This is a genomic window from Parablautia muri (assembly GCF_009917485.1).
GTDB classification, from domain to species: Bacteria; Bacillota; Clostridia; order Lachnospirales; family Lachnospiraceae; genus Suilimivivens; species Suilimivivens muri.
Genome location: NZ_QZDT01000004.1, coordinates 110,208 through 122,449, shown reverse-complemented (window position 1 = coordinate 122,449; position 12,242 = coordinate 110,208). Strand labels below are relative to the sequence as shown.

10 protein-coding genes and 1 other RNA gene are annotated in these 12,242 nt (G+C 41.9%); 1 reads left to right on the top strand and 10 read right to left on the bottom strand.

What is annotated here, in order from left to right; genetic code table 11:
- The first annotated feature begins 99 nt into the window (after nt 1-99).
- Nucleotides 100-310, top strand: an RNA gene (gene ffs, locus D5281_RS04540) — signal recognition particle sRNA large type.
- Between the two features lie 4 nt (nt 311-314).
- On the opposite strand, the gene D5281_RS04535 is transcribed toward ffs, so the two are convergent.
- The 10 genes from D5281_RS04535 to metG form a co-directional block, all read right to left on the bottom strand.
- Nucleotides 315-1,187 carry a hypothetical protein gene (locus D5281_RS04535; RefSeq protein WP_160558959.1) on the bottom strand — a complete coding sequence of 291 codons (873 nt, stop codon included), beginning with the start codon at nt 1,185-1,187 and terminating at the stop codon, nt 315-317.
- A gap of 239 nt (nt 1,188-1,426) precedes the next feature.
- Nucleotides 1,427-2,512: a PucR family transcriptional regulator gene (locus D5281_RS04530; protein WP_160558958.1), complete on the bottom strand. Its 1,086-nt coding sequence runs from the start codon at nt 2,510-2,512 to the stop codon at nt 1,427-1,429.
- A gap of 376 nt (nt 2,513-2,888) precedes the next feature.
- Nucleotides 2,889-3,998, bottom strand: a complete 1,110-nt coding sequence (locus D5281_RS04525) for an ABC transporter ATP-binding protein (RefSeq protein WP_160558957.1) — start codon at nt 3,996-3,998, stop codon at nt 2,889-2,891.
- Between the two features lie 281 nt (nt 3,999-4,279).
- A complete protein-coding gene (locus D5281_RS04520; RefSeq protein WP_160558956.1) occupies nt 4,280-5,011 on the bottom strand; it encodes a YesL family protein in 732 nt (243 codons plus the stop codon).
- Nucleotides 5,012-5,093: 82 nt separating this feature from the next.
- On the bottom strand, nt 5,094-6,347 hold the full coding sequence (locus tag D5281_RS04515) for an HD-GYP domain-containing protein (RefSeq protein ID WP_160558955.1): 1,254 nt from the start codon (nt 6,345-6,347) through the stop codon (nt 5,094-5,096).
- A gap of 83 nt (nt 6,348-6,430) precedes the next feature.
- Complete coding sequence (locus D5281_RS04510) at nt 6,431-6,925, bottom strand: GNAT family N-acetyltransferase (RefSeq protein WP_160558954.1); 495 nt, start codon at nt 6,923-6,925, stop codon at nt 6,431-6,433.
- A 61-nt stretch (nt 6,926-6,986) separates the two neighbouring features.
- Nucleotides 6,987-7,982: a 2-hydroxyacid dehydrogenase gene (locus D5281_RS04505; protein WP_160558953.1), complete on the bottom strand. Its 996-nt coding sequence runs from the start codon at nt 7,980-7,982 to the stop codon at nt 6,987-6,989.
- 234 nt (nt 7,983-8,216) lie between these two features.
- Nucleotides 8,217-8,744 (bottom strand): DUF1002 domain-containing protein, encoded by a 528-nt coding sequence (locus D5281_RS04500; protein ID WP_160558952.1) that lies wholly within the window; start codon nt 8,742-8,744, stop codon nt 8,217-8,219.
- A 28-nt stretch (nt 8,745-8,772) separates the two neighbouring features.
- Nucleotides 8,773-9,717 carry an alpha/beta fold hydrolase gene (locus D5281_RS04495; protein WP_160558951.1) on the bottom strand — a complete coding sequence of 315 codons (945 nt, stop codon included), beginning with the start codon at nt 9,715-9,717 and terminating at the stop codon, nt 8,773-8,775.
- Between the two features lie 113 nt (nt 9,718-9,830).
- Nucleotides 9,831-11,819, bottom strand: coding sequence for a methionine--tRNA ligase (metG, locus tag D5281_RS04490; protein ID WP_160558950.1), 1,989 nt, complete (start codon nt 11,817-11,819; stop codon nt 9,831-9,833).
- Between the last annotated feature and the right edge of the window lie 423 nt (nt 11,820-12,242).

The following is a 12,242-nucleotide window of genomic DNA, read 5'->3' as shown; positions in this document are numbered from 1 at the left end:
TTGATTTCTGTGTTCTTCTTTCCGTTTCAGTTGACAAACCCGTCAAAAACACATATACTACTTAAGAGACATTATACCGATAGAATCACAATACTAAGGAACCGTGCGGCTTTGTTTTCAGGGAAGCTGTCATGGCTGCCCAATACAAGTGGCATTGACGATTGGGTCTTGCGCAATGGATGTCTGTGAACCGTGTCAGGTTGGGAACAAAGCAGCACTAAACAGAATTTTCCATGTGCCGCAAGGGTGCCTGGTCCTAGTTAACTGTATTGGTAACGCATGGCAGTTTCCCTGAGGATAAAGGGCGGTTCTTTTTACAGTTCCACCCGCCGCATATAATATCCAAATTTTCCGATTTCCACTGCTCCATCGCATTCAAATCCTTCAAATCCGAACATGATTGCCACCATTTTTTCTCTCTCAAAATACGTTCCCGGCACTCCTAAATAAAAGCAGTTTCCTTCACCATTTCCAAGCTCTTTATCCGGCCCTAGAATCATATGCCGGTAATTATAAAATCCATGTAGCAAAAAACTATTATTTACAAGTCTCTGATAAGGGGCCTGTAATACAACAAAATCCTTCGGTTCTATAGATAAAAAAACTCTCTCGTCTCCAAACGGATGTACCTTTTTATAACACTGTTGAAGCTGTTCCCATTTATCACTGGCAGCCGATTGTAAAAGAAAAGCGGGTATTTCTTTCTCCGGTATGCTCTTTATGGAAACTTCCTTCCGTGAAATTTTTTTATCAGAAGTCTTCTCCCTCTCCAAATCTTTGTCCGCCGCAGACAATTCCTGACTTTTTTGTTTTTCGCCGTCATTTTCGCTCTCCTGCCAATATCCGGAAATTTCCCTTTGTTCATCTATGCGAATCAGTACGCCATAAATGTCTTCTTCCTTATATTCTTTTTCCCCAAATCGAGCAATACCATTTTGTACAATAAATGATCTGTGTGCATCCGCCCTTCCATGCTGCCCTGTTACGTTTCCCAACTCTATCCCTCCATTGTCAGATATAAGAAAAAGCGAATATTTTCTTCCAAAAAATATTCCCTCACTCTTTATATGTATGTCCAAAATAAAAGCATCCTTCTCCCGTGCTACACTTACAAATCCGGCGGAAACTTTTTTCAGTCCATTCTCCAATAAAGACAGATAAACAATTTTTTTCTCATATAAATACAACCTTATCCCTCCCAATAGTTCTTTATCCGGCTATTTGAAGTCCTCTATCGGCACCCCATCGGAATACCCCCATAACCTCGCCATGTATCTTTACGGGCTTTGCGGCCAATATGAAGCTTAGGGGCCAAGCTATTACGTTCTTTACTATTGTATTCGAAAATAAGGTTGTTCATTCCATATTGGAAATTTTCACAGATATTTAATGATTAACAGTTTGGTCTTTAGCCAAACTCTTTTTATTATTCTTCTAAGTCCAGATACCGCATATAACCATATACCATCATGGCAATTTTAAAGGTAAGTGCATCATCAAAGGTCCTCACATCAAGCCCGGTGAGCTTTTGCAATTTCTCCACTCTGTATACAAGCGTATTTCTGTGCACAAATAGCTGTCTGGATGTTTCAGACACATTCAAATTGTTCTCAAAAAACTTATTGACAGTAGTAACGATTTCTTCGTCAAAGTCTCCGGGATCGTTTTTTCCAAAAATTTCCTCAATAAAAATCTTGCACAAATTGGCCGGCAGCTGATAAATTAAACGTCCTATTCCAAGACTTCCATAAGAGTTTACCTTTTTTTCCACATAGAAAATCTTACCTACATTCAACGCCATCATTGCCTCTTTATAGGACTTAGATACATCCTTCAGCTCCTGCACAATGGTGCCATAGCCTACTCTGACATTCATCATAGCTTCTGTGCTCATCATATCCACAATTGTCTGCGCCGTATGCTCAACTTCCGTATACCCTTCTTTCTGGTCAAGTGCTTTTATCAAAATCACATTGCTTTCATCTACTGCAGTGATAAAATCTCCCGACTGGGAAGAAAACATGCCGCGCAAAAATTCAGCAGCTGTACCATCCTTTTCTGTGCCTGTCTCAATAATCAGCACCACTCTCGGTACCATCACCTCAATATGAAGCTTTTTGGCACGATTATAGACATCAACCAAAAGCAGATTATCCAAAAGCAGATTCTGGAAAAAATTATTGCGGTCAAACCGCTCCTTATAAGCCGTCAGCAACTGCTGCATCTGGCTGACCGCTATTTTTCCAATCAAATAAGACTCGTCATTATTACCTCTTGCAATCAGAATATATGCAAGCTCTCCCTCGTCTGTTATTTTAAATAAATGGTCTCTCCCTATAACCTGGCTGTCCGCCGGAGAGTCAACAAAACCTTTGATAATATATTCCGGTATATCACTGCTGTCAAAGGTAGACGCAACCTCTGTTCCATCCAAAGCAAATATCGCCAAATTTACTTTGGTAATGATTCGAAGTTCTTCAATGCAGTTCTCAATAATCTGTGTTGATATCATTTCCTTACATCCTTTCCAAACATTCATCCGGCACTTTGCTTTGCGCAAAAGCCGGTAGCGTCATATGCTTAAGCTCACCCACCAGCTTAGTAAATGGCAGATACCAGACTTGGCCGATCGTTTTTATGTTATCAAACGCTGACTTGCTTTGCAAGTAAGTTTATTGATCTTCCCGCAAATCCAGTAACAACAGTTCAGCCTTGCTGACTGTTACTTGCAAAATCCATTAAAAATCGCCTTCAGCGATGGGATTTTGCACTCCCTAACCATATTCTCACGGTCTGTGCAGTAAATGCACAGACCTGGCTGAATAGTTACCAAATCCATACATAAAAAAGGATGCCAATGGCATCCTTCTTTATGTATATACTTATTACTAGTTAGTAATAACATGCTCAGTTTCTTTGTCAAATACATGAATCTTATCAACATCAAATGCAAATCTAACTGTATCGCCAGGTCTTGCTGTTGTACGGGAATCAACTCTTGCCGTAATCGGGAATTCAGCCAAATCAAAGTATAAGTAAACTTCTGCACCAAGCAATTCATAAACCTTGATAGTTGATTCAAATACGCATTGAGCTGAGCTAACGAATGCTTCTGAATCATAAACATCTTCAGGACGAATACCAAAGGTAACTGTCTTTCCTGCATACCCGCCATCAATGAGTTTCTTAGCTTTTTCCTTAGGAAGGTTGATGCTCTTTCCAGCAACCTTAAGGCTTGCTGCATCACCCTTAACTTCTACTACCGCATCAAGGAAGTTCATCTGAGGAGATCCCATGAATCCTGCTACGAACAGGTTAGCCGGTTTCTCATACAAATTCTGAGGTGTATCTACCTGCTGGATAACACCATCCTTCATAACTACGATTCTATCACCAAGTGTCATAGCCTCTGTCTGGTCATGCGTTACGTAGATGATGGTGGTTCCTAATCTCTGATGCAGCTTAGCAATCTCAATACGCATCTGTACACGCAGCTTAGCATCCAAGTTGGAAAGAGGCTCATCCATCAGGAATACCTTAGGATTACGCACGATAGCACGTCCCATAGCAACACGCTGTCTCTGACCACCGGACAAAGCCTTCGGCTTACGATCAAGAAGAGCTGTCAGGTCAAGAATCTTAGCTGCTTCTTTTACCATCTTATCAATTTCATCCTTCGGAACTTTCCTTAACTTAAGTCCGAAAGCCATATTGTCATATACTGACATATGAGGATACAGAGCGTAGTTCTGGAATACCATAGCAATATCTCTGTCCTTAGGCTCAACATCATTTACCACTCTGTCACCAATCTTTAATTCACCGGAAGAAATGTCTTCCAGACCTGCAACCATACGCAATGTAGTAGACTTACCACAACCTGAAGGACCTACGAAAATAATAAACTCTTTATCTGCAATTTCAAGATTGAAATCTTTTACGGCTTCGAATCCATTGGGGTATTTTTTGCAGATATTTTTTAATGATAAACTTGCCATTTTATTTGCCTCCTTGGGATTTTTGACTCTGCATTAAGTATACATGAGATTTTCATTTCTGCCTATGCCACTATTCCACAAAGATTTTACAATGTATTAGAGAAAATGCTTATAAATATTTATGCTTTTGCCATCAAACAGCAAAACGTACAAAAAACAACGCCTGAATATAGTCACTTTGTACAATCGCTTTGCCAGCCTTTAAACCTCATATATAGACCCTTTAGTCTTCGGCAAATTGTTACGTAATGGGGCCCGTTCAGCTTACATTTGCTGCTGCGCTAGATTTCTTCCGTATGTTCCTGTACTTCTGTTTCTATGACATCTTTTGTACCTTTTTCCTTTTCGCCTTCTTCGTCTACGGCTACGGTCCACTCATAATCTCCAACAACTTCCTCCTGCTCCGGCTCAAAGCGTTTAAAAGTCTTATTGTACAAAAGCGCGCATAAAAAAGCCGGACCGGAAATTCCCAACAGAAAAACAAACGGAAAGGCCTGGAAGGAAAGCATCATAATCACAATAGGCAGAATCCAGAACACTATCATAAGAATTGTTTTGGGAAGGGTCAAAATGCCCATGTACAGAGAATTTCTAAATGTATTTTTAATTGTATTGTCAAATCTGGCAAGAACCGGAAACACATGCATGAGCGCCACTATTACAATCAGTCCCACCGCTAAAAGCGCCATCTTGATCCATGTGGGAAATGCAACATTAGAATAACGCATGATAAACACGTCCCCTGCCAGTACGCCAACCACCAGCAGAATAATCAGCCATATGATGGTTGCCTGCTTAAAATTCTGCTTAAAGGATTTAAAGAAACCTCTGGCAATGTATCCTTCTTCATTTCGAACCATCTTAAGGCACACGTAATTTAGTCCTGTCATAGCAGCTCCCACCGTAAAAATCGGGATACAGCAAATCAGTGTCAATAAATTTAATATGATTAAATCTGCCACTTTATTCAAAAAACTAAACAGCGGACTGTCCATGTTAAAAAATCTGCCCAAAACCTGTCCCTTCCTTTTCTTACGTATTCTTATGTATTTTTATACACCCATTTCATTATTATCTTATTTCTTATTCAGGCCTTTAGCTCTGCCCTAATTTTTTAGAAACTTTTCTGTACTGTTGGTTTAATTTGTGATAAGTAACCAGCGTCTTATCTACCCGGGTCTTTACATAATCCATAATCTCGCTCTGCCCATCCAAAAACAGGTTGACAATCATATTGTTGTATTTGCCCTTCTCCGCTTCTTTCCGCAGGAGCATACGCACTTCATCCCTGTCTAATGCCGGTCTGTAAGTCTTTTCTACCAAAAGCGCCGACACCGAATCCGCAAGCTGCAAAATCCATTGGCTGCGGTTCATCTGGGCTTCTTTAAGTCCTCTGGGATAGCCGCTTCCATCCCCCCGCTCATGATGGGTTGCCACAATACCTACAACCTCTTCTGCCATTCTATTTTTCAAAACCTTTTCCGCTAAAAGCACGTGCATCTTTACTTTTTTATATTCTTCCGGCGTCAGGTTCCTTGGCGCATCCATAATTCCGCTGGGAATCGCAAGCATCCCTATATCATGGAGCAGCGTCCCATAATAAAGCTGCTCTCTTTCCAGTTCATTCAGCCCCGCCTTCTGGCCTAAAATTTCCGCTATACACGTACAGGTAACGGCGTTAAACACCAAGCTTTCCTCTTTAAAGCCCTGGGTATACATAAGCATTTCAATGGATTTTTTCTTATCCGCATTGGTGAAGATCATGTACTCCGCAATCTCATCCAGCTCGGTTTTGTAATCGCCGCTTTGTACCTTGTTTATAACATCATATTTCTCTATGGCCTCTCTAAACAGGTCGAAGGACTCCTGGCTTAATATGGTGCCAATATGCTTTCTAAATCTGTTTACATCAAATTTATCCCCAAGAATCGTTGCATAAATATCAACTTTCTCCGCTAAATTTAAACAGGCCGTGATGTCTTTATGCTCGAAATCCATCCCCTGCAGCTGAGAATAATCCATATGATGATAAAGAATAATCTTGGCAAGTTCGCTTAAAGGAGATAAATATTTGAAAACCAGATACCCATAAACACTATGAGCCATGGTTTCCTTGAACTCATATTGAAGCATATCTTTCAGATTTTCCGTTTTATACGCACCAACATCATGCATAGAAGCCAAAAACACAAAATCAGCCAGCTCAAACTTCTCATAACCGCCTTTGCACTCCAGCATCTTATATAAATAATAAGCGACCCTGGAACCGTGGTCCATTGACTTGCGGTCAATCAGCTTTAAAGTGTCCCGCATCAGAAGAAAAATATCTTTACTGTGAATATATTCCATACATTCCACCTACATTCATTATAGCGTCTGCACACCTTCATTATCCTCAAATAATAATCGGCGGCAGTACGCCTCAACTTGTTTTAACGCAACTTTTTGTCTGAAAAGATGTATTCCATAGGCGTATACTTAATTCCATCCTGCCAAACCTGTGGCCCTAAGTCTCTGAAACCTACTTTATGGTAAAAATCAATCCCATAAGGCGCAGCATTTACCGTCAGCCTGCTTTTTCCCAGCTCATCCGCCACATAATCGGCCATCTTTTCAATCAATGCCCTGCCAATTCCCTGTCGATGATAATCTTTATCCACAAAGAGCAGAGAAATATGCATCTCATTCCGCAATGTAATCATGCCCACAATCTTACCCTTATCATAGGCTGCCATCATTTGATATATGCCCATAACAAACATCTGCTTTACACTTGAGTTTGTGATAAAATCTTCAAAACTTTTGACTCCCTCCTGGGTATAATCTGCCGCTTCAAACTCCAAGAAGGTTTTCCAGGCCAGCCCTATGGCCTCTTCCCACTCATCTTGGTCTGCAAAACGTATTTCGTAAGATAGTTCCTGTTCCATTGCCTTATCCCTTCATACAATACCATTGTATGATTATAGCAGAAAAAAAAAAATTTTACAATCACACCTGAACCATTTCTGCGCCTACCTGATTGACCAGCGGAAGGCCGTTTTCAAGCGCATAAGCATTTTCTAAAGTAACCTTGGCAATTGCCTGCATTGCCTCTTTTGTAAAAAAGCCCATATGAGAAGTGATAAGCACGTTGGGAAAGGTCATAAGCCGTGCCAGATTATCATCTGTGATGATATCGCCGGACTTATCCTCGTAAAAAACGCCTTCCTCCTCCTCATACACATCCAGGCCTACGCCTCCAAACTTTCCTTCCAGCATAGCGTCAATCAAATCTTCCGTATGAATCAGGTCGCCTCTTGAAGTATTTACCAGATAAACGCCCTTTTTCATTTTGGCAATTGTATCTTTGTTGATCAAATGCCTTGTATCCTTTGTGAGCGGACAGTGCAGTGATATGATATCCGAACTTTTAAACAGCTCATCAAGAGACACATACTCGGCCTCCAACCCTTCTACGGGATAAGGATCATAGCAAAGCACATGGGTCTGAAAACCATTCAAAATCCTGATCATGGCCTGCCCAATCTTTCCTGTTCCGATAACTCCAACTGTCTTTTCGTACAAATCCGTTCCCATAAGCCCGTTTAAGCTCATGTTAAATTCCCTTGTTCTATTATATGCTTTATGGGTCAGCCTGTTTACCGTAAGAAGCAGCGCCATGGCAAATTCCGCCACTGCCTCCGGAGAATAGCTGGGAACCCGGAGAATTACTATTTTATCCTCAGCCGCCTTAACATCTACATTATTAAAACCTGCGCTGCGAAGCAAAATTGCCTTAACCTTCATTTCATAAAGCGCGTCTATCATTTCGGCATCCACGTAGTCGTTGACGAATATACAGATTGCATCATATCCTTTCGCCATAAAAACCGTCTCCCGGTTGCAGGCTGCTTCAATAAAATGAATATCAAATCCGTATTCTTTTCCCATGGGCTCAAACCATATTTTGTCGTAAGATTTTGTACCGTAAAATGCAATTTTCATAAAATCCTCCATTCTTGCCAGCTACCCGCATTAGGTGCAGGCACTGTTTACAATTTCTGACCATTTGTCTGAGTGAAAAGAGCTGTAAATAAATAATTTTACCTTTATTTCTTCCAAATTATTTATTTACAGCTCCTAATCATTTTATTCTTCTACATTACTATATGAAGATTCCATCCGTATACTATAACTAATTTACTCCTGTTTCACCTTCACGACACACGTTCATGAAACTTACGAAAATAAGCTCACGAAAAAGTTTTTAACGGATTCCTTCAAATTACCAAAAAAACTGCCTACCGCATTGGATGCTGCATTTTTCACGGCACCTGTTAAAATTTCATCCACATGCTCCACAAAGTCAGCTCCATATTCCTGATAAAGGCTTTCCGTTTTATCCAACACATCTTCTGCCGAAAATCCCATACCCTCCAGCTTATTCATGGTATCTACCAGTTTCCTTGCATCATCCTTGGCAATCTCCACGCCGAATTTTTCTTTTCCTTCACGGATGGCATTTAAAAGCCCTTCCTCCGAGCTTAAATTTCCATCGGAAATTTTTTCCTTCAAAAAGGAAAAGACTTCTTTGGCCGTTTCCTCATCTACATTTTCAAAAATTGCCGAAAGCTCCTGTTTCACCTGGCCAATCACATCACCTGCTCCTGCTTTCTGACTATTCCCATCGGCAGCCCGGGCAGATACGCCAAACACCAGAAACAGTAGCAGTAAACCTGGTAAAATTATTAAAATTTTCTTTTTCATAAAACTCATTCCTCATGCTGTCAATTATCTAAAGCTGATATTCCTTCACCCGCTCCATAATCCACGGATAAATGTCCTCATACACCTTAAACTTATCCTTTTCGTTTAGTAATTCATGCCTGTCCCCCGGATAAAGCTTGAAAGAAATGCGCTCCATGCCCACCTTCTTAAAATCCTCAAAGGCCTTCTTCACGCCCTCCCCATAATTTCCCACCGGGTCCATATCCCCCGCGATAAAATGCACCGGAAGTTCTTCCGGCATCATCATTAAGTTTTCCTCCTGGTTCAGCCTGTCAATCAATGTAAACAAGGTTTTAAATCCATTGACAGTAAAGGTAAATCCGCACAGTTTATCCTTCCTATAAGCATCCACCACGGCTTCATCCGTGCAAAGCCAGTCAAAGGAAGTTATTGCACCTGGTATTTTTTGATTATAATTACCAAAGGCAAGCTTGTCCATTAACTTTGCAGTATGCTTTGAGCCCAAAAAGAAACCCTGCACTGCCATCATCAATTTGCATACCTTTACAAGAGCCTGCGGCTGCGAGCCGGTTCCGCATATAATCGCGCCCTGTATTCCTGTTCCATATTTAAACAGATAATTGCGGGTAATGAAAGAACCCATGCTGTGCCCTAAAATAACATAGGGTACCCCTGGATATTCCTCCTGTGTCATTTTTTTCAGACGGTGAACATCTCTTACCACCACCGTAGCCGGATCCTGCTCGCAGAAATACCCGTACGTTCCATCCTCTCCCACGCTTTTTCCGTGTCCTAAGTGATCATCTCCGGTTACCAGTATTCCCTTCTCCCCCAAATACTGTGCCAGAGCTTCATACCGCTCAATATACTCTGCCATGCCATGGACCACCTGCAAAATACAAACCACTTTCCCCTCAGGTACCCACCTGACGGCATGTATCTTTGTCATCCCATCTCTGGAATCAAACGTAAATTCTACCTTTTTTACCATTGTAACCTCCCTTTTTGCGCCAGTTCAGGCACACCAAACCGCCTCCATTTTGCCGGACTCGGTGTGGAAAATTCATACAGGATTATCCCCCTTAGAGCTTCCCCTAAAATACTCTAACAAATTTCTGCACCTGAAGGCATTTCCTTTTCCGGCGTAAGCAGCGCCAGATTTCCTTCCGCATCCTCTGCGCACAGCAGCATCCCCTCGGAAACCACTCCTGCCAAGGTAGCGGGTTTTAAGTTAACCAGCACCATAACCTTTTTGCCCACCATCTCTTCAGCGCTGTAATGCTGCTTAATACCGGAAACAATCTGCTTTACCTGGCTGCCTATGCGTACCTGCGAACACAGCAGCTTCTTTGACTTTTGAACCTCCTCACAGGCTATGATCTCCCCAACCTGGAACTGCATTTTGTCAAACATGTCATACGTAATTTCCGCCTTGGGCTCAAGATCGATCCCTTGTGCGGTTTCCTGCCCGCTATCCTTATTATCCCCCGTCTGTTCCTTTCCGGCTGTCTTTTTTCTTTCCTCAAACATGGCCTCCGCCTTCTCCACAACTTCCTTCACATCCAGACGCGCAAAGAGAATTTCAGGCTTCTTTGTCACCTCATTGCCCGAGGAATACTTTCCAAACTCTATAAGCTCATCAAACCCTCTAAGCTCTGTGTTAAGCTGCCCGGCAATTTTCTTTGCCGTAGAGGGCATGAAAGGCTCAAGTAAAGATGCCCCGATTATAATGCTCTCAACCAGATTATAAAGCACTGTGGACAATCGGTCTTTTTTTGCCTCATCTCTGGCAAGCACCCATGGCTCCGTTTCATCAATATACTTATTGCAGCGTTTAAACAGCGCAAAGATTTCCGTAAGGGCATCCGCCACCCGCAGTTCTTCCATTTTAGCCGCTGCCTTTTCATAGGCGCTGACTGCAACTGCCTTAAGGTCTTTGTCCACATCCTCGCCCCATCCTTTATCAGCCACTACGCCGCCAAAATATTTATTACTCATGGAAATGGTTCTGTTAACTAAATTTCCAAGGGTGTTGGCAAGGTCTGAATTGATCCTCTCAACCATCAGCTCCCATGAAATCGTGCCGTCACTTTCAAAAGGCATTTCATGAAGCACGAAATAACGGACTGCATCAACCCCAAAGAAATCTACCAAATCATCCGCATAAAGTACATTCCCTTTGGACTTACTCATCTTTCCATCTCCCTGCAAAAGCCATGGATGTCCAAAAATCTGCTTCGGCAGCGGCTCTCCTAAGGCCATCAGGAAAATAGGCCAGTATATCGTATGGAAACGAATGATATCTTTTCCTATCAAATGTAAATCAGCAGGCCATAGTTTATGATATTGCTCCGTACTATCCCCTCCGCATTCATAGCCAATGCCTGTGATATAATTGGTTAACGCATCAAGCCATACATAAATCACATGTTTATTATCGAAGTCCACCGGAATCCCCCATTGAAAGGAAGTTCTCGAAACACACAAATCCTGAAGCCCGGGAAGAAGAAAATTATTCATCATTTCGTTTTTGCGGGATACGGGCTGAATAAATTCCGGATGGCTGTTGATATGCGCAATCAGTCTGTCCGCATACTTACTCATCTTAAAAAAATATGCCTCCTCCTTGGCCGGTTTCACCTCCCTGCCGCAGTCAGGACATTTGCCATCCACAAGCTGGGATTCTGTCCAGAAGGACTCGCAGGGCGTACAGTAAAGCCCCTCGTAAGCGCCTTTGTAAATATCTCCCTGCTCATAAAGCTTTTTAAAAATTTTTTGAACCTGTTTTTCATGGTAATCATCCGTTGTGCGGATAAAATGGTCGTAAGAAGTATCCATTAAATTCCACAGATTCTTAATGGTGCCTGCTATACCGTCCACATATTCCTTAGGCGTAACCCCCGTCTCCTGCGCTTTTAACTCAATCTTCTGTCCGTGCTCATCGGTGCCCGTCTGGAAATATACATCATAGCCGTCTTTTCTCTTAAATCTGGCAATACTGTCAGCCAGCACAATTTCATAACTATTGCCGATATGCGGTTTCCCCGAAGTATATGCAATAGCTGTTGTCATGTAATACTTTCCTTTATTCATGTCCAATTCCCTCCTAAATGAACCACTCCATATTCTTTCGAAATTCGCGTAAGTCTGCGCAACAAACCAGGCCGGCCGAACGTTAACAAAAACTGCCTTCTATCCGTTGACAGAAGACAGCCCTTTGTCACATTTCTTCCTCAATAAGCCGGCCCGCAGTGCATAGCGGTGTTTGATCAATAAGCCGACTTGCAATGCATGGCAGCGTTTGATTTTTGCGTATAAACATTATCCAATATATTGTTAGCCTATCACAAACACTTTATATTGTCAAATATTATCAAATATATCCATAGAAATGAATTTATGAATGGAATTTTTGGGGATTTTTACTAGAATCATTGGGAATTTCAAGGATATACCTGCTTTAGCCTGGTATGCCGTCTATATCAAAAGCGGCAAATCCCCAGGCGGTGGAGCGCC